The following is a 23785-nucleotide window of genomic DNA, read 5'->3' on the forward strand; positions in this document are numbered from 1 at the left end:
GTGCCCGAACTCAACCAGAGGGTCATCACCGGACTTCTGACCACACGACTGGCCCATACCAAGGGTCGGCGGCTGGTGCTGGTCCACGGTAAGTACATGGTGGGCGGGCCGCAGGAGTTCACCGTGCCGGTCGGCGAAGGTGAACGCCGCAAGGTCCGGGTCACGCATACCACTTCGGTGCTCGGCATCACCGACGCCTGGCAGGCTCATCTGGGTATCGAGGGGTCGGACCTGCTGGTGGTCACCACCGACGTGTCCGGTGATCGGATCAGTCTCGACCTGGTGGGCGAGATGGTGCGCTCGCAGATCATCGCCGTCGACGAGGCAGACATCGTCAAGCAGCTCTTCGGCGCCGCTGACCTCGACCCTCGTATGCGGCGCGACCCATGGCTCTGGCTGCCCGGTGCGCTGATCGTCGCCGAACCGGACGGCGGCTGGCCGCAGCGTGGGGCCGTGCTCACCCTGGACGCGGCGATGCGCGCCCTCGTCGGAGTGCGGCTCGGGCTCGAGGGCGTCTTCGAGGGCGAGGCCTCGGTGGATGTCGATGCGTTGCTGGCTTGGTCGCGCACACCCGGCGGGCCCCAGCGTTTTGCGGCGTTGCCGGAAGCCGAACAGCAGGGCATCGCCGAGTGGCTGGAGCAGAACGCGGGCGAGGCTGCCCCCGTGCTACTGCGACTCGCGCTCAGCGGCCGCGGCCCCGAGGCCACTGCGCTGGGTGTGCTGGCCTCCGTCATGAACGGGGACGCCGCGTCGGCCGATGCGGCCGTCGCTCTGGGCTCCGTCTTCGGCATGGGTTCACGCCCGTCCGAACTGCGCGCCTACGCAAGGGCAGTGGAGGGCACACTCACCCGATGGATCGGTGAGGCGACGGGACGGGGCGCCCAGAGCGAGGAAGCACGGCAGCGGGTTCTCGACGTACTGCGCCAGGCCGATCAGCTGGCCACGGCGGCCCATCTCTCTGCTGCGCTCGCCGACAATCCTTTTCTCCCCTCAGGGTTCCAGGCACGGCTGCGGCGGCTGGCCGAGGCTCTGGCCGGAGAGCCCCAAGCAGCGCAGACGGCCTGGGAGCACGTACAAGAGCATCACCTTGCCGCTGTTCTCTATGCGAAGCGGATCGAGCTGGCGCGCATGGCCGTACGGCTGAAGCACTGGCTGGACGCGCCGGAGCCGGTGGCGTCCTCGGTCGACCAGGCTGTGCACACGCATGTCGCCAACTGGGGGTGGGTGGACCGAGCACTGGCACAGCTGTGGGTGGGAGACGCCGACGCCGAGCCCGTTCTGGTTCATGCGTACCGCACTGTGCACGATGCGGCGCGGCGGCGACGGGCGACGCTCGACGAAGCCTTCGCGGCCGAGCTCGGGCCGTGGGCACAGCATGCCAGTACGTCGCAGTCCGGTGGGACGTTGCTCATCGAAGACGTGCTGGAGAAGATCGCATTGAAGCTGGCAGAGAAGCGACCGCCGCTGCTCCTCGTACTGGACGGGATGAGCAGCGCGGTCGCGGCGCAGCTCGGCGAAGAGTTGACCGGTGCGGGCCGGTGGAGCGAACTGTCCGGCGACGGGCGGCGGGCGGCTGCGGTCGCCATGATCCCGTCGGTAACTGTCGTCAGCCGGGCCACCTTGCTCTGCGGACGCCCGGTATCGGGCGGGCAGAGTGCGGAAAAGGAGGGATTCGCCGATTTCTGGAAGCAGCACCGGCGTACGGCTGCTCTCTTCCACCAGAGCGAGATCGCCGGTCCTGCGGGACAGTTGCTCGACCAGCGGCTGGTCGAGGCCATCGCCTCGGATGCCGTGGTCGGTGTCGTGCTGAACACCATCGACGACAGCCTCGACCACGGGCAGCAGAGCTCGCTGGCCGACTGGTCGGTGAGCCGGGTGAAGTACCTCACCGAATTGCTCAACTCCGCGCGGGGACAAGGGCGTCCAGTGGTATTGGTATCAGGTCACGGACATGTACTGGATCGGACGAGGTCCGACGCAGGACCAGTGACCGCTGAGGGGGTGGAGTCCGCCCGCTGGCGTACGGGGACGGCTGCCGGTGAGGGAGAGATCGCGCTGGCAGGCCCCCGCGTGCTGGAAAACAGCGGTGGGGTCATAGCCCCCTGGTCGGAGGAGATCCGCTACACCCCGCGTAAGGCCGGCTACCACGGCGGCGCCGCCCTCGCCGAGATGACGGTGCCGGTACTGGTCCTGACTCCGTCGATCGACCTCGCACCCGACGGATGGGCCGAGCTACCGCGAGAGTCAGTCCAGCCGTCATGGTGGGAAGCGCAAATCGCCCCGGCACCGCTGAAGACCCAAAGCACCACGAAGCCCGCGCGGAAGGCGCCACCCGCCAAACCGAGGGCACGGCCACAGGAGGGTGAGCTTTTCGCCGACGACGCGGTCGAAGCGCCCCCGACCAGGCCCGCATCCATCGACACGCCGGCCCCGGTCACGCTCGGCCGTCAGGTCGTGGACACCAAGCTCTACGAGCATCAGGGTAAGTTCGTGCGCAGGGTCCCGGACCGCAAGGTGGTGGCCGCTGTCATCGACGCACTCGACGCATCGGGCGGCACACTCTCACTCGCAGCAGTCGCTGGTGCCGCCGTCGCTTCGGGGGGCCGCACCAACACCCGCCCGGAAGGCTTCGTCACTGTGCTGACCCGGCTTTTGAACATCGAAGGCTACGAAGTCATCAGCCTGATCGACTCCCGGACCCGGGTCCGGCTCAACCGCGACACACTGCGCGAGCAGTTCGAACTGCCCAGGGAGAACGCATGAGCGGCGCATCCGTCAGCGCGGCCCGCCGCCGCGAGGTCATCGACGCGCTGCGGCGCGGGACCGTGCCACAGTCGGGTCTCGACCTCTTCGCTGTCGGGCTGGACCGTTTCGCGCCCGCGCTGGACGAGCGGATCGCCACGATCGCGACGGGCAGTGCGGCCTTCCATGCCATTCGCGGCGAGTACGGGTCCGGCAAGACCTTCTTCGCCCGCTGGCTCGCCGAACGGGCGAAGCAGGCAGGGCTCGCCACCGCCGAGATTCAGATCTCGGAGACAGAGACACCGCTGCACAAGCTGGAAACCGTCTACCGACGGCTCTCCGAGCAGCTGACCACAGCAACCGAGCCTGCCAGCGCCCTGCGCTCGGTGATCGATGGCTGGTTCTACACCCTCGAAGATGAGGTGACCGAGGAGCAACCCGAGCTCGCGGCAAACAGTGAGGCGTTGGAATCTGCGGTTGCAGGGCTGCTGGAGGAGCGGCTCCGTGGCGTCGCCCAGACCACTCCCGCCTTCTCAGCCGCCCTGCGCGGCTATCGCAAAGCCACGCTGGACGGGGACGCAGCCACCGCCGAAGCCATCATCGCCTGGCTAGGCGGCCAGAAGTCGGTCGCCGCCTCCGCGCGCCGCACTGCGGGGGTGCGCGGAGATCTCGACCACTTCGCGGCACTGGGCTTCCTTCAGGGGCTGCTCACTGTCCTGAAAGACTTCGGGCATCCCGGACTCCTGCTGGTCCTCGATGAGATCGAGACCTTGCAACGGGTGCGGGGAGATGTGCGCGAGAAGGGGCTCAACGCCCTACGACAGCTCCTTGATGAAATCGACGCGGGCCGCTTTCCCGGGCTCTTCCTGGTCATCACCGGCACACCTGCCTTCTACGACGGACAGCAGGGAGTTCAACGCCTGACTCCGCTGGCCCAGCGGCTGGCAACCGACTTCTCCACCGATCCGCGCTTCGACTCACCGCGTGCGGTCCAGCTGCGACTTACCGGTTTCGATCTCCAGCGGCTGGGCGAACTGGGACGTTCCGTACGCGACTTGTACGCGGGATCGGCCCGGAATCCTGAGCGTATCGCTGCCGTTGTCGACGATACGTACGTGGCGGAGTTGGCCACTGCCATGACGGGAAGGCTCGGCGGGCGGGCCGGCATCGCACCGAGGCTCTTCCTGCGCAAACTCGTCGCCGACGTATTGGACCGGGTGGACGAGTTTGACGACTTCGACCCGCGCAAGCACTACGCGCTGACCGTCAGCAGCGACGAGCTGAGCGAAGTCGAGCGCAACGCTGCGGCAGACAGCGCCGACGAGATCGAGCTGGAGCTGCCGTGACAGGTGCACCCGAACCGCTGGACCGGCTGCACCCCGGGGTCGTACATCACATCGTCAACACTCTGGGGTGGCCTGGTCTTCGCCCTCTCCAAGAAGAGGCAATCGAACCGCTGCTGGACGGTGCGGATGCAGTACTGCTCGCACCGACGGCGGGCGGCAAGACCGAAGCGGCGTCCTTCCCTCTGCTGTCCAGGATGGCTGCGGAGAACTGGACAGGGACGTCAGTTCTCTACGTATGTCCGCTCAAGGCGCTGCTCAACAATCTCCTGCCCCGTCTGGAGACTTACACCTCATGGCTGGGCCGGACCGCGGCGCTGTGGCACGGGGATGTCTCGCAGCCACGACGCAAGCGGATTCTGCGGGATCGGCCGGACATCCTGCTGACTACGCCAGAATCGCTGGAGGCGATGCTGGTCAGCGCCAATGTCGACCATCGGGCCTTCTTCTCCGGGCTGCGGACCATCGTCGTCGATGAAGTGCATGCCTTCGCCGGTGACGACCGGGGCTGGCACCTGCTGGCCGTGCTCGAGCGGCTCGAGCGAGTCGTCGGTCGGTCAGTACAGCGGGTCGGGCTCTCCGCGACGGTGGGCAATCCTGAACAGCTGCTCACCTGGTTGCAGGGCTCGGGGCGCGGCACACGCGCGGCTCACGTTGTTGCTCCACATCTGCGCGACGAGAATCCAGTCCTGCCGCCCCCCGGCGATATTCAGCTCGACTATGTGGGGTCCCTGGAGAACGCAGCGACGGTGATCACCTCCCTGCATCGCGGGGAGAAGCGGCTGGTGTTCTGTGAATCGCGTCGGCAGGTCGAGATGCTCGGCGAGAGCCTGCGGGCCAAGGGTGTGACCACCTTCCTCTCGCATGCGTCTCTCTCAATGGATGAGCGGAGGCGGGCGGAAGAGGCATTCGCCGATGCGCGAGACTGTGTGATCGTCTCCACCAGCACACTGGAACTCGGCATCGACGTGGGCGACTTGGATCGCGTCATCCAGATTGACGCACCCCACACCGTGGCCTCCTTCCTCCAGCGGCTCGGTCGTACCGGCCGGCGCTCGGGTTCCACTCGCAATTGCCTGTTCCTCGCCACCGACGAGGACGGTCTGCTCGGCGCAGCAGCCCTGCTTCTGCTGTGGTCACGTGGCTGGGTCGAGCCGGTGGTGGCCCCACCGGAACCCCGGCACATCGTCGCCCAGCAGGTGCTGGCTCTCTGCCTGCAAGAACACCGGGTCGGAGACCGGCTCTGGCAGGAGTGGTGGGGCGGGCTCGGCCCCTTCGGTCCCTCCGCTGAACCCGTCGTGCGCCATCTGATCGAGGAGGGGTTCCTGGAGCGGGACGGCGGAATGCTGTTCATCGGCCCTGAAGCCGAACGCCACTTCGGCTACCGGCACTTCATGGATCTCACCGCGGTCTTCACAGCCGCGCCGGAGTTCACAGTGCTGGCGGGCCGCAACGAGATCGGCACCACCAACCCGGCATTGCTGACGGAGGAAGTTGCCGGACCCAGGCGACTGCTCCTCTCCGGACGGAGCTGGCAGGTGACGTACATCGACTGGTCCCGGCGGCGGTGCTTCGTCGAGCCGGTCGAGGGCGGCGGAAAGGCGCGCTGGGGTGGGGTCGGATCCGGCCGTTCAGCCTCGTACGAGCTGGCCCGCTCCGCCCGGGAGGTCCTGCTCGGCACCGATCCGCCCATCACTTTGACTCGTCGGGCTGAAGCCGCCCTCGCTCAGGCACGCGACAGCGGTGCGAAGTCGGTGCACCCTGCCGGGACAGTTGTTATCCGCGGTGGTAGGGACACGAACGTGCGTTGGTGGACCTGGGCCGGCTATCAGGCCAACGTCACCCTGGCTGCCACGCTCGCGGGCATTGCCGACCCTCTCCAGCGCCCTACAGACATGTACATCCGGCTCCGCGAAGACTTGACTCTGGACGAGTGGAATCGGGCCAAGGCCTCGGCAATCGGTCAGCTTTGCCTCCCCGCCGTGGACACTCGCGCTATCCATGGGCTCAAGTTCAGTGCCGCGCTCCCTCAGCGGCTTGCAGAAGCCACACTCGCCGCGCGTCTCGCGGATCTCGATGGCGCATCGGCTGCACTCAAGGAAACCTCAAGGTTCCTGGCTGCGGGCGACTGAGCGACCCCGAAGGGCAGCACCGGTGAGTGGAACATCCTTCAGGCCGCGGGGCGGCGTGGGACGTGGCTTCTCCCCCTGGCTCAACCGGCGGCCGCACTACACCCTGCGCGAGATCGGAGCGCGGATCCCGCACCTGAACACGTATCTGGACCGTCACGACGGTCCCCGCCTACACGACTACAACGCCGGAAGGCGGCTGACCTCGAACGTCGTGCTCGAATACGGCACCGAAGCCAGCGCCTTCGGCGCGCTCAACTACCAGCTTGGCGTGGCGTTGGCCGACTGGGCCTGCCGCTCACTGATGGCCTCGGCGACACATGGCACATCGAGAACACCTGGCCCTTGGGCATCCAGGACCCGGCAGCCGGAACCAAGCCAGTGGAGGGGCAGAAGAATCCTCGGTCCGAATTGTGGGGCAGGCACCATTCCGAGGGCCGCCACTGGCTGATCGAGGCCCTACGCAACCTGCGCCGAACTCTTCCAAGCCGACCGGCAGCTCGCGGATCGGAAGCCGGGGCTACGCGAGGAGGACCACACCACCGACGCCGAGGAGGAAGAACTGGAAGAGGCGGTCGACGGCCGGTCGCCGCGAATACCGCGAGCGTCAGGAGGAAGTCAGGCCCATCGTCCAGCGCCGGCTCCGCGAGGGTCTTCACGACCTCCCACGACCGGTCCTGGGCGCACCGCTTGACGGAAAACCGCGCTTCCCCCTCACTACGGTGGCCCTCGAAGCCACCGCACCCGAGACCTACCTGGTGGTGGACGCCCACGGTCTGTTCCACGTTGACCACCGCCGAGAACCAGGCAGTACTGAGGAAGGGCGCACGTGAGCGCACACCATGCAGGCACACGCTGCATGGGCCGCCGCTGGGAACGCCCTGGGACTTCTCTGGGACTTCCAGCTGCGTCAACAGGCACGTGCGTGAAACAGCCGAAAGGCCGTTCATACTGGTCAGCGCCCCGCGACTGCCCATCACCGCAGGTCACGTGCCTCGCCGGTCTCTTCCGGGATATCTGACGAGCCTTCGCAGGAGCGCCGCCGCCCCGTGTCCGTTCCGTGAGGATCTGGCCGGAGGACCCCAGTCCGCGGGAGGTATGCCGCCTAACTTTGCTTCGCCTCGGCTCTTCAAGCACACCCGGCGGACATCGATGCCCCGGAGATGTCCTTGTCGAATTGTGTCAGGAACTTCCGCATGCGCCATGCGCCTCAAGTAGCGGTGCAGTTCATCGTTGACAGCTCAGGTAAGTCCCCTGCCTGCACCCAGTCACGATCTACGGCACACGCCCTGACACCGGCTTCACTGCCGGAAAGGGGCGACTGTGGCACGCCTCCCAACGCAGCTGATGGAGAATTCGCCCCGGGCTCCGACCTCCCATCGGAAGGCCGGGGACTGATGCCGCGGTCACCTGGGTAACTCCTCCACCCGAGGACGGAAACCCGCGGAGTCAGCCCCTACCGTTCAGGCTGAGCACGATGACCGGGATGGCGGTGAGGGCCAGGACCTTGAAGCCCAGACGTGTCCGGCCGCGCAGGAACAGGAAGCCGGCTGCCAGTCCAATCACAAGCATGAGGCCGGCGCGGATACCGACAAAGAACGAAAGGTCGCCGGCAACCAGGCGAGGCGCCAAGCCAACGGCGCCCACCAGAAGGACGATCGCAGCCAGGGTTATCCCACACCCGCGTTCGTACGAGGGCTTGAGGTGTGGCGAATACCCTGCGCGCACCATCTCGCGCCGCTCCTCTTTCGTTGCAGCCTCCCACCTACGGAGCGCTTCTTGCTCATCACGCTGATCGCTGCTATCCGAGACCACTGCGGCTGCGCTCCCTCACATCGTCATGCGGCAGGGTTGTCATATCCGTGGCCGACAACCGGGAAAGCCTTGACCTCATCACCCGTTTTCGCCATGGACACCCCACCCGCACTCAAAATTAGGGTGATACCCTTCATGGCAAGCCCCCACGCGTCCAGCAGTTTATCATAGGTGGAAATCATTCTACGCGCGCGGTCCGCCATGAGGGCGAGGTTAGCCACGGCGGCGATTGCGCCGACTCCGGTCGCCGTTTCCGCCCAGGCGGCAGCAGCCGCGATTCCGATCTCAAGAGCCCAGTCGAGGATGTCAGCCATTCCGGCCTTCACGGTTTCTGCGAATCCGAATACACCCACAGACATCTGTATATAGCTGTCACGGAGAGCCTCGAACGACTCCTTCGCCGCAGACAGTTTCTCGGCGAGTGAGTCGAAGTAATCGTATGCCGTGTCAGCCGCGTTGCCGTTCCAGGTCGCATCCAGCACATAATTGCCATGCGATACATTATCCGAAACTGCACCACACACCTTGGCCAGGCTGTCCCACACTCCCGCACAATCGATATAGCTCTGCCAGTTTCCAGCAACCCACTGACTGGCGTCCCCCAAGACGTCCCATCCGAAGACGAGCTTGATACCCTCATTCACCCAAGCCGACGGACTGGCGATATCCAGGCCCGTGCCAAAAGTCTTGATCGCCGGGTTGTACTGGAACTCCTCGGAATGCCCGGGAAAGTAATCTGCCATGTTTTCCCAGACCTTCATGTGACCCAGAAAGCTGGGCTCTGGATCTGGGGCCTTTAGATGACTTCCAGCATCGACTGCGTCCCGGAAGTCACCGGGGTTCCCAGAGTAGTCATCGCTGTAGGCGGGGAGACCGTCCCCCTGCGGGTAGGTAGCGTCAACTTTCGCCGCCTGCACCCGGTCTGTATCCCGATAGTATTTTGCAGACCTCTCAAGTTCAGCGCTGGAGGCATCCAAGATCCGCGCAAACCCATTGAGCGCTTCGCGAGCCTTACCTAGTTGCACCTCGTGCTCGCCGTATGCCTTCTGCCATAAATCCCCCGGAAAGGACTCGTCCACTTCTGCATATTTCAAGTGTTTGACGGCTGCCCGCATGTCGTCGGCAGCACGACCAATCAGCTTCCCGTATGCGCTGAGATTTCCGGGTTCGACGCTGAATTCCACTAGATCCCGCCCCTTTGCAATATCATGCACTCGACCAATTCAGTACCTGCCGATGACCTATAGCGCTCCGAAACCGGCTAGGCACATCCGCGCAGGACGCCCATCCCCTAATGCAGGGACCATTCGCTCCCGCTATGACGAGGCTTGCGCTGCGAACTCTTTCCACCCAGTGGTCGACTGCGGCACTCTTCCTCAATCTCGTTGCGCTGCTCTTCGAGGTATCGTTCACCTTCGTCTGCGCGAGATTCACGCTCACTATCGGACATCGCTGTCCACTCGTCCCGCGCGGACTGAGTGTTTGCGATCAACGCCTCGGAGTAAGCCGGCACGTTCACCGCCTCACGAATACCAATGCGCCCGGAGAGGACTTCACGCGCCATCTCCTTCAACGTGTCCCCGGCGCCTCCACCTGCGAGCGTTTCCAGCGACTTACGTAGAGCCCGGGCCGCTGCCGGATCCTTGGTGACTTCCTCGAACTCGGACTCGTTGATCTGCTTTTCAGATTCATCAGGCACAGGCGTCTCCTTGCGGGTCATTCAGACATTTGAGGCGCAGCTGGACCGCACTTGATGATCGGGCCGTGGCTGCTGGTATCAGATTCGCAGCACGAGGAACTTTGCGTCGCCAGGGGTGGCACCGCTGATCGGCTACGCAACGTCTCACGGTCGTGAGCAACCATCGCCCTGCCGACCGATGTGCAGGTCTTTGTCGGCCTGCAGGCGCCGCCGCAATATCTCGCTCGGGCAGCGCCATGGGCGGCGCGGAGATCACGACCGGTTTGATCCAAGCTGTCGGCTGCCGCCCGCAACGCCTCTGTCGTAATCCAGATGTCCCGATGGACATCGTCATGCCGCCCCCTGGCAGTTGGACACGAGTCCTCCTCTGATCATGACATCAGTACGAACAGACTGGTTGCAGGGAGGCGGGCTTCGACCGGGCAATCCCGTGTGAACGTGCACGCGCTCCGGGATGACAAGCCCTGAGGGCCCTGGGCACTCCGGCGTATGCGAGGGGTTGTCACATGGGCCACTGACAATGGCCGTCGGCCGGCATCGGCGACGCCAGACCATCAGCCGGCTGCCGGCCGCTGTGCCGATGCACCCTCAGGAACCGCGTCTCCTCGAACTTCTCCGACTGCCCGTCATCACAAATGTCGTTGACCAAGTTTACCGTCGGCCTCAAAGCTCCCCCTCCGGAGTCAGCACCACAAACTCCGCGCCTGCGGGGTCGTTGCAGACGGCTAGGCGGCCGACGCCCTTGGCGGTTTCCGGGCCCATGGAGAGGGTGCCGCCGTTGCCGGTGGCCAGGCCGACGGTGGCGTCGCAGTCCTGGCAGCCGAAGACCGGGTGCCAGTACGGGGTCCCACCGGGGCCGAGGAGGTCTGCCGGGACGCCCATGAGGCCGCCGTGCATCCGGTCGTCGCCGCAGCCGGCGGGGGTGAGGAGGGTGTAGGTGCCGTTGCCGCCGGGGAGGGGCATGTCCTGGGTGGTCCAGCCGAAGACGGACTGGTAGAAGGTCTGCGCGGCGGCGGGGTCGGTGGTGTAGAGCTCGGTCCAGACCAGCGTGCCCGGCTCGTCCGCGGCCTCCATGCCTGGGTACGAGGCCGGTTCCCAGACGGCGAACTGTGCTCCCTGTGGGTCCGTGAGCTGGGCGAACCGCCCGTCGTCCGCGCCGGCCCCGGCCGGCGGCACCCGGACCGTCCCGCCCGCCCGTTCCACCGAGCGGGCTGTGGCCTCCGCGTCGGGGGTCTGGAAGTAGAGAGTCCAGGCGGAGCGGGCGCCGTCCTCGGTGAGCGGGCCGACCGCGGCGACGGCCTTGCCGTCCAGCCGGAACAGGGTGTAGCCGCCCGTGTCCCGGCCGCCGTGCGGTTCGGCCTGCCAGCCGAACACGGCCCGGTAGAAGGCCGTTGCGGCCTCGACATCCGGGGCGCCGAGATCGAGCCAGGACGGGGAGCCGGGAACGAAGTCAGTAGTGATCATGGCGATTCCCTTCGCGGATCTCCTCTGCTGTCAGCCTGACATCCACCACCGGCACGCGCCCGTCGACTGGAATGCGGCGGCCCCGCCCGCGCCGGCCAGCCTGACGCGTGCTCGCCAAGCACATCCGGCGAGCGCATCGTCACACGTCTGCGCGTATGGGTATGTGTACGGAGCGGCCGTCCCCAGGGTGGCCGTCAGACGGGGGAGAAATGATCATGCGGTTTCGCCATGTCCGCGCTGTGGCCGCGTGCGCACTGGTCGTCGTCGCGCTGACCGGTGCCCGGCATTCGCACAAAGGGCCCTGACGGCCAGGGGCCGAAGGCGGGCCGCTGCAAGCCGGGCCAGGTCTGGCAGACGAACAGCGGAGGCGCACAACCGACGTGCATCAAAAGGGAGTTCACGTGCGTGTCCGGTACAGCTCCTTGGCGATGAGGGAGCGCTGTACCTCCGTCGCGCCCTCGTAGATGCGCGGCGCGCGGACCTCGCGGTAGAGGTGCTCCAGCAGATGGCCACGGCGCAGCGCGCGGGCGCCGTGGATCTGCACCGCGGCGTCGACGACGTACTGGGCGGTCTCGGTCGCCAGCAGCTTGGCCATGGCCGCACGGCGGGCGACGTCCGGGGCCCCGGTGTCGTACGCGGAGGCCGCCGCGTAGACCAGGAGGCGGGCGGCCTCGACCCGGGTGGCCATCTCGGCGAGCTGGTGGCCGACGGACTGGAGGTCCTTGAGCGGGCCGCCGAACGCGGTGCGTGCGCCCGCGTGCGTCAGCGCCGTGTCCAGCGCGGCCTGCGCCATCCCGACCGCGAACGCGCCGACGCTCGGCCGGAAGAGATTCAGCGTGGCCATCGCGACGGCGAAGCCGCCGTCCACCTCGCCCAGCACATCCGCCCGGGTCACCGGCGTGCCGTCGAAGACCAGGGTGCCGATCGGGTGCGGGCTGAGCATGTCCAGGTGCGCGCCCGTCAGGCCGGGACGGTCGGCGGGGACGAGGAAGGCGGTGACACCGCGCGCGCCCGCCGCGCCGCCGGTGCGGGCGAAGACGGTGGCGAAGTCGGCCTCGGGGGCGTTGGAGATCCAGCACTTCTCACCGGTGAGCCGCCAGCCGTCCGGGCCGTCCGGCTCGGCGGCCAGGGACAGCGCAGCGGCGTCCGAGCCCGCGTCCGGCTCGCTCAGCGCGAAGGACGCGATCGCGCGGCCCGCGGCCACCTCCGGCAGCCAGCGGGCACGCTGGGCCGCGGTCCCGGACTGCGCCACCGGACAGGCCCCCAGGCCCTGGAGCGCCAGCGCGGTCTCCGCGGCGGTGCACTCCTGGGCGAGGGATTCCCGCAGCAGACAGAGGTCCAGGGCGCGCGGCGCGCCGTCGGCGGGGAACAGCCGCCGCAGCAGGCCCAGTTCACCGAGGGCGGCGACCAGCGGGCGGTTGACCCGGCCCTCCTCGCCCTTCTCGGCCAGCGGGCTCAGCCGTTCGGCGGTCAGCGCGCGCAGCGCGGCACACCATTCCTGCTCCTCCGGTCCCAGCGCGAACACGGTCACGAGGCGGCTCCCTGGTAGCGGTCCTCTATCGCGGTCTGTTGACTGCCGTCACGAACACGTTACGCTGACGAACGATCCGAACGGCAGTCCCCGACCGCAGGACGAGCAGCCGACCGCGCAGTCCCCGACCGGTTCCCGCACCGGCCTCCACCGTCCCCGTTCCTCTCCCGGCCGCCCTGGGTCTGTCGTTCGGATCAGGCCGGACCAGGGAGCGGGGCCCGGTGCCGTGGACCGCAAGGCGGAGGAGGGAGCCACGGCGGAGCCCTGGCGACCGACGACAACGCCGCGAGGCGCGGCACCGGGGCACGCGAGCCCGGCACGATCCGAACGAGAGGCCCTAGGGGGCACCCGTCATGGAGCTACGGTCCTCGGCCCACACCGACACCTTCGCGCGCGACCGGCTGCCGCCCCCCGAACAGTGGCCGCACCTCACCGATCTGGGCTATCCGGACCGGCTGAACTGCGGCGCCGAGCTGCTCGACGGCACCATCGCGCGGCTCGGTGCCGACCGGCCGGCGGTCCGCGACGCGAGCGGGCCGGTCTGGACGTACGGGCAGCTGCGCGCGCAGGTGGACGCGATCGCCCATGCGCTCACGAGCCGGCTGGGGGTGCAGCCGGGCAACCGCGTCCTGCTGCGCGGGCCCACCACGCCCTGGCTGGCCGCCTGCTGGCTCGCCGTGATGAAGGCGGGGGCGGTCGCGGTGACGGTGCTGGCCGCCCAGCGCCCCGAGGAACTCGCCACGATCTGCCGGATCGCGCAGGTGCGGTACGCGCTGTGCGAGGTGCGGTCCGTCGACGACCTCGCCAGGGCCGAGGTCCCGGACCTGCGGATCACCACGTTCGGCGGGGACGGTCCGGACGATCTGCGGCAGCTCGCCCGGCCTGACGGGACGCCGTACCCGGCCGTGGCCACCGCCGCCGATGACGTCGCGCTGATCGCCTTCACCTCGGGCACGACGGGGCGCCCCAAGGGCTGTCTGCACTTCCACCGCGATGTGCTCGCCATCGCGGACACCTTCTCGGCACAGGTGCTGCGCCCCGAGCCGGACGACGTGTTCGCCGGCAGCCCGCCGCTCGGTTTCACCTTCGGCCTCGGCGGACTGGTCATCTTCCCGCTGCGGGCGGGCGCCTCCGCCTATCTCGCCGACTGGGGCGGGCCCGAGCAGCTGCTCACCGACATCGCGGCGCACCGGATCACGGTGCTGTTCACCGCGCCGACCGCCTACCGCGCGATGCTGCCCAAGCTCGCCGGGCACGAGGTCTCCTCGCTGCGCCGGTGTGTGTCGGCCGGGGAGAACCTACCCGCCGCGACCTGGCAGTCCTGGCACGAGGCGACCGGTCTGCGGATCATCAACGGCATCGGCGCCACCGAGCTGCTGCACATCTTCATCGCGGCCGCCGACGACGACATCCGGCCCGGGACGACGGGGCTGCCGGTCCCCGGCTTCCAGGCGCGGGTGGTGGACGCGAACGGCGTTCCGCTGCCGGACGGCGCACCGGGGCTGCTCGCGGTCCGCGGGCCGACCGGCTGCCGCTACCTCGCGGACGCCCGGCAGACGGAGTACGTACGGGACGGCTGGAACATCACCGGCGACACCTACGTCCGCGAACCCGACGGCTACTTCCGCTATGTGGCCCGCGCGGACGACATGATCATCTCGGCCGGCTACAACATCGCGGGCCCGGAGGTGGAGGACGCGCTGCTGCGGCACCCGGACGTGACCGAGGCGGCGGTGGTCGGCCGGCCCGACGAGGACCGCGGACAGGTGGTCGTGGCCCATGTCGTGCTGCGGACCGGCGTTCCCCGGGGCGAGGACACCGTCGCCGCGCTGCGCGCCTTCACCAAGACCCGTATCGCGCCCTACAAGTGCCCACGCGAGATCGTCTTCCACGACGCGCTGCCCCGCACCCCGACCGGCAAGCTCCAGCGCTTCCGGCTGCGCGGGGCCCCTCTAGAGTGACCCGGTGAACGACCAGCAAACGCAGCGCACCCCACGGTCCCTGATCGTCACGTTCTACGGCGCGTACGGGCGCGGCCCCGGGGGGCCGGGCGGCACGGCCGCTCCGGTGCCGGTGGCCGCCCTGATCCGGCTGCTCGGTGCGCTCGGGGTCGATCCGCCGTCGGTGCGCTCCGCGGTCTCCCGGCTCAAGCGGCGCGGGCTGCTGGAGTCCGCCCGCACGGCGTCCGGCGCGGCCGCGTACGGGCTGTCCGACGCGGCCCGCCAGCTGCTGGAGGACGGCGACCGCCGGATCTTCGGCCGCCCCGCCGCACAGCTGTCCGACGGCTGGGTGCTGGCCGTCTTCTCCGTCCCCGAGGAGGAGCGGCACAAGCGCCATCTGTTGCGCTCGCGGCTGGCCCGGCTCGGTTTCGGCACCGCCGCACCGGGGGTGTGGATCGCCCCCGCGCAGCTCTACGAGGAGACCCGGCACACCCTGGAGCGGCTGCAACTGTCCCCGTACGTCGATCTGTTCACCGGCGCGCACGCCGGTTTCGCGCCCACCGCGGACGCCGTCGCGCGCTGGTGGGACCTGGACGCCGTCGCCGCCCGGTACCGCGCCTTCCTCGACGAGCAGGAGCCGGTGCTCCAGCGGTGGTCGCGGCGCCGCTCGGTTCCCCCCGAAGCGGCCTACCGCGACTATCTGCTGGCGCTGGACGCCTGGCGCCGGCTGCCCTACGCCGATCCCGGACTGCCCTCTCCCCTCCTGCCTGAGGACTGGCCGGGCGGACGCGCGGCGAAGGTGTTCGGCCGTCTGCACACCGAACTCCGGGACGCCGGGGCCCCTTACGCGCACGAGGCGATCACCGGGGCGTAGCGGCCCTCCCCCGTCTCCCCCGTCTCAGCGACGGCGCTGCTGGGCCCCCACCGGAACGCCCGCGCGCGGCCGGGCGGCCGCGATCACCGAGACCACGTCCTTGAAGGAGCCGCACATCCGGGTGCCGGCGACCCCGGCGAGCTCGCCGAACGTACCGACGCCGTAGGTCACCGCGACCGGCTCCATGCGCGCGGTGACCGCCATCCTCATGTCCCCCACCGTGTCCCCCACATACGCGCTCTGCCAGGCCGCGACACCGATCCGGCCGGCCGCCCGCAGCACCATCTCCGGGTGCGGCTTGCCGCGCCGGACCATGTCCTGGCCGATGACCGGGCCGACCAGGTCGCGGATGCCCATGACGTCGAGCAGCGCCTCCGCGCTGCGGGTGGTCTTGGACGTGGCGACGGCCAGCTCGACCCCGTGGGCACGCAGCGCGGACAGGCCCGCGGTCACGCCCGGGAAGAGCAGCTGCGGCCCCAGGCACAGCACTTCATAGGCGAACAGTTCGCGGTAGCGGGAGATCGCGGCCTGCACCCGGCCGTCGTCCTCGGGCCTGCCCAGCAGCCGGCCGAAGGCGGGCCCGGGAGGCTTGCCGATGGCGGCGGCCGCCTGCCGGGCGGTCACCGAACAGCCCTGCTCCGCGGCCACCTTGATCAGCAGTTTGCTGATCGCGGGGAGAGTGTTGGCGAGCGTGCCGTCCAGATCGAAGACAGCGGCCCTGATCGTCTCACCTCCGGCGCCCCGCACACCTCTCACGGGACGTTCAGCGACTTCCGTTGCTACGCGCATGGGCTGGAGACCTTTCCGGATTCCGATGGGGGGTGCAGGGCTCGGGGGTGTGGCCGGCTCGGCTGATGGGCGGCCTGCGGTCGACGACGGGCAACAACAGCGGCGGTCTCGCCATGGCGCACCGCCGTCCGGGGCGGTACGCAACCGTCGAGGCGGTGCAACGGAAGGGAGACGCCCCGTTGACCGCCTTCCGAGATTTAAAAACCGCCTGCGCTGTTTGTCAATGCATGCTGGTCGTTGCTGACGGGTCGACAACACCCTTTCGCGGGGCCAGACTGGGGACAGCCGCCCCATCGAGGCGTCAGCGCCGGGACGAACGGCCGAGCGCCGCCTTCGCGTCACGGCCCGCCAGTTCCGGCCAATCCCGCCGAGCATATCGAACCGCATGGTTGGTTTTCTATGTAGACTGCAATGAGCTCGCAGCCGTACTAGAGACGGGACGGACACCGTGCCCACCCAGCATCGCGCCATCCAGAGCCGCCAGGCACTCATCCGCTCGGCCGCAGAGACCTTCCTGGAGAAGGGGGTTCCCGCAGCGGGCATGGTCGAGATCAGCCGGCGGGCCCGGCTGAGCAAAGGGGCCCTCTACTTCCACTTCACGTCCAAGGACGACCTCACGCTCGCGGTGCGGGACGCCGCGCTGGAGGCCCTGCGCGAACTCGAGGACGCCTTCACCCGCTCCCCGCAGCCACTGGCCGCCGCCGTACGGGACTTCACCGTCGCGCTCTTCACCCGCGTGGAGGCGGACGCCGTCCTGCGCGCCGGACTGCGGCTGCGGCCGGAGACCGCGCCGGGGCTCGGTATCTACGCCCTGGAGCAGCGCTGGTATGCGCTGTTTCTCGACAAGGCGATGACCTGCGGGACCGGCGGGCCCGCCGGGGCGCACACCTCGGACGCCGAACCGCGGCGCACCGCCCAGCTGTTGACCTCGATCGTGGTGGGTCTGCTGCATCTGGGCAGCGAGGACGGGACCTGGTGGGACAAGGAGGCCGTCGCCGACCTGTGGGCGCTGCTGCCGTCAGCGCCGGGGCGCATCCCGGCCGCCGTGCCGGAGCCGGCGCAGCTCCCGGCGGTCGGCTGACCGGGCCCCGGCACCGTGCCGCCGGTCTCACAACTCGACCAGCACGGCCCCGATATGACACCCCTGCGTCAGTTCACACAGCGCCCGCGGCGCCTGCTCGATCCCCTTCAGAAGGGCATGCGGGAAGACCAGAGTGCCCTCCCGCAGGCCCTGTCCGAACTCCTTCGTCCACTCCTGCGGCAGGTCCGGGTGGGCGTACAGCCCGAACCCGCGCAGGGCGACCCGCCGCGTGATGATCAGCCCCGGGTCCAGCTCCACCGGGGCGATGACGCCGCCGTCCCCGCCCAGCTGACTGGAGAGCGCGCCGACCAGCGCGAACCGCGCGTCGGGCCGGGCCACCGCGAGTGCCGCCGTCAGCTGTTCGCCGCCCACAGTGTCCAGCAGCACGTCGATGCCGTCCGGCGCCGCCCGCCGCAGCTGGCGCTCGATCGGCCCGGCGCCGCGCACGACCGTGTCGTCGTAGCCCAACTCGGCGCGCAGCCGGGCGGCCTTGCGCTCCGAGCCGGTGCTGCCGACCACCCGTCCGGCGCCCAGCCGCCGCGCGAGCTGCCCGGCCATGCTGCCCACGCCGCCCGCCGCTCCGCTGACGAACACCGTGTCCCCCGGCCTGATCTCGGCGGCCCGGCGGAGCGCGCCCCAGGCGGTCGCCCCCTGGGACAGATGCGCGGCCGGCGACGGCAGCGCATCGGCGTCGAGGCGCCGTACCCGCGACACGTCGACCGCCGCGAACTCCCGCCAGCCGAAGGGGTGATGAACCAGTTCGCCGGGTGTGAAGCCGCCGCCGGGCGCGGCCACCACCTCGCCGACCGCCGCTCCCCACAGCGCCGCACCCGGCGAGAATGACGGCATCGGCAGCCGGATTCCGGTCATCTGCGTCCGCATCGCCGCGGTCACCGCCATCACCTGGTTGCGCACCAGGACCTGGTCCGCCCGCGGCTGCGGTACGGGCACCTCGGCGAGGATGAAGTGGCGGGCGGCCGGCTCTCCCGGGGCCAGGGACGCGAGCCGGACCTCCCGGTGCACGTCGGGTATGGCGGGTAAGGCGTTGGGGGACATCGGACAGCTCCTCGCGCTCGTGGCCTTGACTTGCGCCGCGCCGGAGGGCGACGCCGGTTCGTACCCGGCCGGTCCGCTCCCCCGCCGGGCGCAAATTCAATACCGCATGGTTGGCTTCTTTATGATGCGGAAATAGACTGCGCGGCCACGGCAGCGGGTCGCGCCCAGGCACAACAACTCCAAGAGAGCATACGGAGGATGATCGGTGGTCAAGCAGGAACGCGCAGTGCGCACCCGACGCGCCGTCCTCGAAGCAGCGGCTCACGTCATCGGCACCCGCGGGTACCAGGCCGCCACGATGGCCGAGATCATCCAGCGCGCGGGGGTCACCAAAGGAGCGGTGTACTTCCACTTCACGTCCAAGGACGCGCTGGCCCGTGCGGTCATAACGGAGCAGACCGACCCGTTTCTGCCACAGGTGAGTGAGTCCCGGCTCCAGGACGCCATCGACTTCACCCACCAGGTGGCACTGGCCCTGCGCAGCGACCCGTTGCTGCAGGCCGGCACGCGCATCGCCGTGGAGACCACCTTCAGCGAGGACCCGCTGGTCCCCTACCAGGCCTGGACCGACATCATCACCGCGATGTTCACCGAGGCCCGGGACAACGGGGAGTTGCTGCCCGGTGTGGCACCGGACCGGGCGGCCGAGTTCTTCGTCGCCGCCTATATGGGGGTGCAGTTGTTCTCGCGTGCCGCGACCAACCGCGCCGACCTCCCCGAGCGGGTCACGGCCCTGTGGAAGCACACGCTTCCGGGCCTCGCTTCGCCCGGCGCGCTGGGTCATCTGGACCCGCACGGCCGCTGCGTGCAGATCCCGGTATGACGCCCTCGGCACGCCCTGACGAGTCATCGGCTCTTCAGGGGCCCTGGAAAACAAACCACATGGTCCGTATCTTAGTGTGGCAGGGCCGCTACCAAGCCTCCGCCCGTCAAGGGCACGAGAGCCGCACCTCGGAAAGGAACCTCCCATGGCCAGCGCTACGCTCGCGCCGCACTTACGCGATCAGCACCACGACAGCGACGGCCGGGCCGACGACGCAAACCGACCGTCGGCGCTCACCACGACCGTGCCGCGGGAGTACGTCCACCGCACCGCGGTGTCGGAGGTGTTCCTCACGAACTGGCGGCGCGGCGCGGCGGCCGACACCTGGGTGGTCAGCGCCCAGTGGCCGCGCGCCCACACCTTCTACGGCCCGCTCCACGGACTGCACGACCCGATCCTGCTGATAGAGACGGTGCGGCAGACCGGCATATTACTGAGCCACGTCGTGCACCGGGTGCCGCTCGACCACCCGATCATCTGGCAGCGGGTCCGCTACGACCTCGCGCCGCAGGCGCTGCGCACCGCCCAGCGGCCCGCCGAGGTCGCGCTGCACATCACCGACCACGACATGGTCTTCCGCGGCAAGCGGCTGGTGAGCGCCCTCCAGGAGTTCCGGATCGTGTGTGACGGCGCCGAACTGGCCTCCGCGACGCTCGACTACTCCTGTCACAGTCCGGCCGTCTACCGCCGGCTGCGCGGCGAGTACAGCGATCTGGCGCTCGCCAACTCCCGGGCGCTGCCGCTGCCCGAGGCCGTGAGCCCGCGGCTGGTCGCCCGGGAACACGACCGCGATGTGGTGCTCTCCCCCACCGACCGCCCCGACCGCTGGCAACTGCGGGTGGACACCTCGCACCCGGTCCTCTTCGACCACCCCGTGGACCACGCCCCCGGCATGCTGATGGTCGAGGCCGCCCGGCAGGCCGCGCAGGCCGCCACGCCCGGCGTCACGCTCCCGGTCTCGCTGGACTGCTCCTTCTCGCGCTACGCCGAACTCGACGCGCCGTCCTGGGTCCAGGCGCGGACCACCGGCCGGGGCGACGACGACCGCCGGCAGGTCGAGGTCACCGTCGAACAGCACGGCCGGCCGGTCGTCGCGGCGCAGATCACCAGCGTGCCGACGCCCTGAGCGGTCGCCGCACCGGCCCTCCCGCCTGACCGCTCTCCCCGCCGCCGGTGTCCCGCCGGACCGGCCCCCTCACGGCCCCGCCCCGCTGCTCTGCCTCCCCGTCACCGCAGCGTGAGGCGGGGCTTCGGCGCGTCGGTGCGCCCGGTGGGCGGGGTGCGGCTGCCGGCCTGGTAGGGCAGCGGCCAGGGCGCGCCGGGGCCCGCGTACTCCTGCTCCGCGGCGGCGTGCAGCGTCCAGTGCGGGTCGTACAGATGCGGCCGGGCCAGCGCGCACAGGTCCGCACGCCCGGCCAGCACCAGGGAGTTGACGTCGTCCCAGGAGGAGATGGCGCCGACCGCGATGACGGGTACCCCGAGGGTGTTGCGGATGCGGTCGGCGAACGGGGTCTGGTAGGAGCGGCCGAAGTCGGGTTGCTCATCCGGCACGACCTGCCCGGTGGACACGTCGATGGCGTCGGCGCCGTGTTCGGCGAAGGCCCGGGCGATCGCCACCGCGTCCGCCGCGGTGGTGCCGCCGTCCGCCCAGTCGGTCGCGGAGATCCGGACCGTCATCGGGCGCCCGGCCGGCCAGACGGCGCGGACCGCGTCGAAGACCTCCAGGGGGAAGCGCAGCCGGCCGGTGAGGTCGCCGCCGTAGGCGTCGGTGCGGTGGTTGGTGAGCGGGGAGAGGAACCCGGAGAGCAGATAGCCGTGGGCGCAGTGGAGTTCGAGCAGATCGAAGCCGGCACGGGCGGCGGACCGGGCGGCACGGACGAACTGGTCGCGGACGAGGGCGAGTTCGGGCTCGGCGAGGGCGTGCGGGGTCTGGTTGACGCCGGGGCGGTAGGGCAGTGCGGAGGGCGCCACGAGGGGCCAGTTGCCGTGCGGGAGGGGCTGGTCGATGCCGTCCCACATCAGCCGCGTCGAGCCCTTGCGGCCGGAGTGGCCGAGCTGGACGCCGATGGCGGTGCCGGGGGCGGAGGTGTGCACGAAGTCGGTGACCCGGCGCCAGGCCGTCTCGTGCTCCGGCGCGTACAGCCCCGTACAGCCGGGGGTGATCCGCCCCTCGGGGCTGACGCACACCATCTCCGTCAGCACCAGCCCGGCGCCGCCCAGCGCGCGGGCGCCGAGGTGGACGAGGTGGAAGTCGCCGGGGGTGCCGTTGCCGTCCGCGGACGAGTACATGTCCATCGGGGAGACCACGACGCGGTTGCGCAGCGTCAGGTCCCCCAGCCGGAACGGCAGGAACATGGGGGGTGTGCCGGGCGGGGTGCCCGCCTCGTCCTCGACGGCCGTGACGAATCCGGCGTCGCGCAGCCGCAGGTTGTCGTGGGTGACCCGGCGGCTGCGGGTGAGGAGGTTGAAGGCGAACTGGTGCGGCGGCTGGTCGAGGTAGGTGGCCAGCTCCTCGAACCAGGCGAGGCTGGCGCGGGCGGCGCGCTGGGTGGAGGCGACGACGGGGCGGCGCTCCTCCTCGTACGCGGCCAGGGCGGTGGCGGTGTCGGGCTGTTCCTGGAGGCAGGCCGCCAGCGCCAGGGCATCCTCGACGGCGAGCTTGGTGCCGGAGCCGATGGAGAAGTGCGCGGTGTGCGCGGCATCGCCGAGCAGCACGGTGTTGCCGTGCGACCAGCGGTCGTTGACGACCGTGCGGAAGGCGGTCCAGCCGGAGTTGTTGGCGCGCAGCGACCGGCCACCCAGGGCCTCGGTGAAGACCTTGGCGCACCAGTCGGCCGACTCGCGCTCATCGCAGCGGTCGAGTCCGGCCGACCGCCAGACCTCCTCGCGCATCTCGACGATGACCGTGCTGGCGCCGGCGGAGCCCTCGGGACCGGCGGACGGTGCCCCGGGATCGTCACCGGGCTCCGGGCGGGCGAAGGGGTAGGCGTGGAGCTGTACGACGCCGTGCTCGGTCTCCGCGATCTCGAAGCGGAAGGCGTCGAAGGCGAAGTCGGCGGCGAGCCAGATGTAGCGGCAGCGGTGGGTGGTCAGCCGCGGGCGGAAGGCGTCGGCGTGTGCGGTGCGGGTCGCGCTGTGCACGCCGTCGGCGGCGATCACCAGGTCGTGGGTGCGCGCGAGTTCGGCGGCGGGCGGGGCCTCGGTGCGAAAGCGCAGCTCGATGCCGAGGTCGCGGCAGCGCTGGTGGAGCACGGCCAGCAGCCGGCGCCGGCCGAGGGCGGCGAACCCGTGCCCGCCGGAGGTCAGGGTGCGGCCCCGGTGGACGATGTCGATGTCGTCCCAGCGGACGAACTCCGCCTGGAGGGCGCGGTAGACCTCCGGGTCGGCGTGCTCGATGCCGCCGAGGGTCTCGTCGGAGAGCACGACGCCGAAGCCGAAGGTGTCATCGGGCGCGTTGCGCTCCCATACGGTGATCTCGCGGGCGGGGTCGAGGCGCTTGAGCAGGGCGGCGGCGTAGAGCCCGCCCGGCCCGCCGCCGATGACGGCGACCCGCATGGCTATTTCCCCTGCCACTTGGGGGCCCGCTTCTCGGTGAAGGCGGCGTGGAACTCCGCGTAGTCGTCGCTGTTCATCAGCAGCGCCTGGGTGGCGGCGTCCATCTCCACGGCGGCGGCCAGCGGCATGTCGAGCTCGGCGGTGAGCAGGGCCTTGGTCTGGGCGTGCGCCAGCGCGGGCCCCTCGGCGAGCCGCCGGGCGAGTGCGGCGGCCGCCTCGTCGGCCCGGCCCTCCTCCGCCAACTCGCTGATCAGACCGAGCCGTTCGGCCTCCGGCGCGCGGACGGTGTCACCGAGCATCAGCAGCCGGGTGGCGTGCCCGAGGCCGATGACGCGGGGCAGCAGATAGGCCGCGCCCATGTCACCGCCGGACAGTCCGACCCGGGTGAAGAGGAAGGCGAACCGGGCGGACGGGTCGGCGACCCGGAAGTCCGCGGCCAGCGCGAGCACCGCGCCCGCCCCCGCCGCGACCCCGTGCACCGCCGCGATCACCGGGAACGGGCACTCCCGCACCGCCCGGACGACCTGCCCGGTCATCCGGTTGAAGTCCAGCAGCTGTGCGGTGTCCATGCCCAGGGTGGCGCCGATGATCTCTTCGACGTCGCCGCCGGAGCAGAAGCCCCGCCCCTCTCCGGCGAGCACCAGGGCGCGTACCGCACGCTCCCTGGACAGCTCGGCGAGCAGGTCGCGGAGGTCGGCGTAGGCCTCGAAGGTGAGCGCGTTGAGCTTGTCCGGACGGGCCAGGGTGACGGTGGCGACCCCGTCCTGCCTCGTCACGTGGAGGTGCTGCCAGGTGTCGGTACCGCGGGCTGATCCTGCGAACGGGCTCATCGGGCCGTCTGCCCCCTTTGGCCGGTCGGCCGGTGGATGCTGTTCCGGATGCTCCTCGAAGTTATCACCCCTTCATGACCGTCGTCATGAGAACGCGATACGAGGCAGCCGGAC

General features: G+C 69.8%; 17 protein-coding genes. 8 read left to right on the forward strand and 9 right to left on the reverse strand.

Going from position 1 to position 23785, the window contains the following annotated elements; genetic code table 11:
• The 3 genes from pglZ to ACGFN2_RS15425 are packed head-to-tail and all read left to right on the forward strand — an operon-like array spanning position 1 to position 6217.
• Positions 1–2763 carry a BREX-2 system phosphatase PglZ gene (gene pglZ / locus ACGFN2_RS15415; protein ID WP_393360498.1) on the forward strand — a complete coding sequence of 921 codons (2763 nt, stop codon included), beginning with the start codon at positions 1–3 and terminating at the stop codon, positions 2761–2763.
• Positions 2760–4088 (forward strand): BREX system ATP-binding protein BrxD, encoded by a 1329-nt coding sequence (brxD, locus tag ACGFN2_RS15420; protein WP_393360500.1) that lies wholly within the window; start codon positions 2760–2762, stop codon positions 4086–4088. The genes pglZ and brxD overlap by 4 nt, the downstream gene beginning before the upstream one ends.
• Entirely contained in the window at positions 4085–6217 is a 2133-nt protein-coding gene (locus tag ACGFN2_RS15425; protein ID WP_393360502.1) for a DEAD/DEAH box helicase, read from the forward strand. The genes brxD and ACGFN2_RS15425 overlap by 4 nt, the downstream gene beginning before the upstream one ends.
• 1446 nt (positions 6218–7663) lie before the next feature.
• Here ACGFN2_RS15425 and ACGFN2_RS15430 read toward each other — a convergent pair.
• The 5 genes from ACGFN2_RS15430 to ACGFN2_RS15450 all read right to left on the reverse strand — a co-directional run bounded on the left by ACGFN2_RS15430 (position 7664) and on the right by ACGFN2_RS15450 (position 12723).
• Complete coding sequence (locus ACGFN2_RS15430) at positions 7664–8029, reverse strand: hypothetical protein (RefSeq protein ID WP_393360505.1); 366 nt, start codon at positions 8027–8029, stop codon at positions 7664–7666.
• A 23-nt stretch (positions 8030–8052) separates the two neighbouring features.
• Positions 8053–9243 (reverse strand): hypothetical protein, encoded by a 1191-nt coding sequence (locus tag ACGFN2_RS15435; RefSeq protein ID WP_393360507.1) that lies wholly within the window; start codon positions 9241–9243, stop codon positions 8053–8055.
• Positions 9244–9320: 77 nt separating this feature from the next.
• Positions 9321–9749, reverse strand: a complete 429-nt coding sequence (locus tag ACGFN2_RS15440; protein WP_393360509.1) for a hypothetical protein — start codon at positions 9747–9749, stop codon at positions 9321–9323.
• 642 nt (positions 9750–10391) lie between these two features.
• Positions 10392–11192 carry a VOC family protein gene (locus ACGFN2_RS15445; protein ID WP_393360511.1) on the reverse strand — a complete coding sequence of 267 codons (801 nt, stop codon included), beginning with the start codon at positions 11190–11192 and terminating at the stop codon, positions 10392–10394.
• A gap of 397 nt (positions 11193–11589) precedes the next feature.
• Positions 11590–12723: an acyl-CoA dehydrogenase family protein gene (locus ACGFN2_RS15450; protein ID WP_393360513.1), complete on the reverse strand. Its 1134-nt coding sequence runs from the start codon at positions 12721–12723 to the stop codon at positions 11590–11592.
• A gap of 353 nt (positions 12724–13076) precedes the next feature.
• Here ACGFN2_RS15450 and ACGFN2_RS15455 point away from each other — a divergent pair, with 353 nt between their 5' ends.
• The gene (locus ACGFN2_RS15455; RefSeq protein WP_393360515.1) at positions 13077–14684 is read left to right on the forward strand and encodes an AMP-binding protein; all 1608 of its coding nucleotides are present in this window, start codon (positions 13077–13079) and stop codon (positions 14682–14684) included.
• A 4-nt stretch (positions 14685–14688) separates the two neighbouring features.
• Positions 14689–15537, forward strand: a complete 849-nt coding sequence (locus ACGFN2_RS15460) for a PaaX family transcriptional regulator C-terminal domain-containing protein (RefSeq protein ID WP_393360517.1) — start codon at positions 14689–14691, stop codon at positions 15535–15537.
• 24 nt (positions 15538–15561) lie between these two features.
• On the opposite strand, the gene ACGFN2_RS15465 is transcribed toward ACGFN2_RS15460, so the two are convergent.
• Positions 15562–16284, reverse strand: a complete 723-nt coding sequence (locus ACGFN2_RS15465; protein ID WP_393360519.1) for an HAD family hydrolase — start codon at positions 16282–16284, stop codon at positions 15562–15564.
• Between the two features lie 490 nt (positions 16285–16774).
• Between ACGFN2_RS15465 and ACGFN2_RS15470 the strand changes: the two genes are divergently transcribed.
• Positions 16775–17407: a TetR family transcriptional regulator gene (locus ACGFN2_RS15470; protein WP_393360521.1), complete on the forward strand. Its 633-nt coding sequence runs from the start codon at positions 16775–16777 to the stop codon at positions 17405–17407.
• A 27-nt stretch (positions 17408–17434) separates the two neighbouring features.
• On the opposite strand, the gene ACGFN2_RS15475 is transcribed toward ACGFN2_RS15470, so the two are convergent.
• Positions 17435–18463: an NADP-dependent oxidoreductase gene (locus ACGFN2_RS15475; RefSeq protein WP_362607258.1), complete on the reverse strand. Its 1029-nt coding sequence runs from the start codon at positions 18461–18463 to the stop codon at positions 17435–17437.
• Between the two features lie 226 nt (positions 18464–18689).
• On the opposite strand from ACGFN2_RS15475, the gene ACGFN2_RS15480 reads away from it, so the two are divergent.
• Positions 18690–19286 carry a ScbR family autoregulator-binding transcription factor gene (locus tag ACGFN2_RS15480; RefSeq protein ID WP_393360524.1) on the forward strand — a complete coding sequence of 199 codons (597 nt, stop codon included), beginning with the start codon at positions 18690–18692 and terminating at the stop codon, positions 19284–19286.
• Between the two features lie 145 nt (positions 19287–19431).
• A complete protein-coding gene (locus tag ACGFN2_RS15485) occupies positions 19432–20412 on the forward strand; it encodes a ScbA/BarX family gamma-butyrolactone biosynthesis protein (RefSeq protein ID WP_362607262.1) in 981 nt (326 codons plus the stop codon).
• Between the two features lie 101 nt (positions 20413–20513).
• Here the strand turns inward: ACGFN2_RS15485 and ACGFN2_RS15490 are convergent, their stop codons facing one another.
• Together ACGFN2_RS15490 and ACGFN2_RS15495 are read right to left on the reverse strand one after the other, a co-directional pair.
• Entirely contained in the window at positions 20514–22841 is a 2328-nt protein-coding gene (locus tag ACGFN2_RS15490; RefSeq protein ID WP_393360607.1) for a bifunctional salicylyl-CoA 5-hydroxylase/oxidoreductase, read from the reverse strand.
• A 2-nt stretch (positions 22842–22843) separates the two neighbouring features.
• Positions 22844–23671, reverse strand: a complete 828-nt coding sequence (locus ACGFN2_RS15495; protein ID WP_362607264.1) for an enoyl-CoA hydratase family protein — start codon at positions 23669–23671, stop codon at positions 22844–22846.
• Positions 23672–23785: the final 114 nt, after the last annotated feature.

Origin of the sequence: Streptomyces sp. NPDC048612 (genome assembly GCF_043199295.1) — a bacterium.
In the GTDB taxonomy this organism is placed as follows: domain Bacteria; phylum Actinomycetota; class Actinomycetes; order Streptomycetales; family Streptomycetaceae; genus Streptomyces.

Coding starts and splice junctions, on each gene's coding strand:
- ACGFN2_RS15445 (WP_393360511.1), bottom strand. CDS start 11,192: ATGATCACTACTGACTTCGTTCCCGGCTCCCCGTCCTGGCTCGATCTC.
- ACGFN2_RS15455 (WP_393360515.1), top strand. CDS start 13,077: ATGGAGCTACGGTCCTCGGCCCACACCGACACCTTCGCGCGCGACCGG.
- brxD (WP_393360500.1), top strand. CDS start 2,760: ATGAGCGGCGCATCCGTCAGCGCGGCCCGCCGCCGCGAGGTCATCGAC.
- ACGFN2_RS15475 (WP_362607258.1), bottom strand. CDS start 18,463: ATGTCCCCCAACGCCTTACCCGCCATACCCGACGTGCACCGGGAGGTC.
- ACGFN2_RS15490 (WP_393360607.1), bottom strand. CDS start 22,841: ATGCGGGTCGCCGTCATCGGCGGCGGGCCGGGCGGGCTCTACGCCGCC.
- ACGFN2_RS15495 (WP_362607264.1), bottom strand. CDS start 23,671: ATGAGCCCGTTCGCAGGATCAGCCCGCGGTACCGACACCTGGCAGCAC.
- ACGFN2_RS15440 (WP_393360509.1), bottom strand. CDS start 9,749: ATGACCCGCAAGGAGACGCCTGTGCCTGATGAATCTGAAAAGCAGATC.
- ACGFN2_RS15485 (WP_362607262.1), top strand. CDS start 19,432: ATGGCCAGCGCTACGCTCGCGCCGCACTTACGCGATCAGCACCACGAC.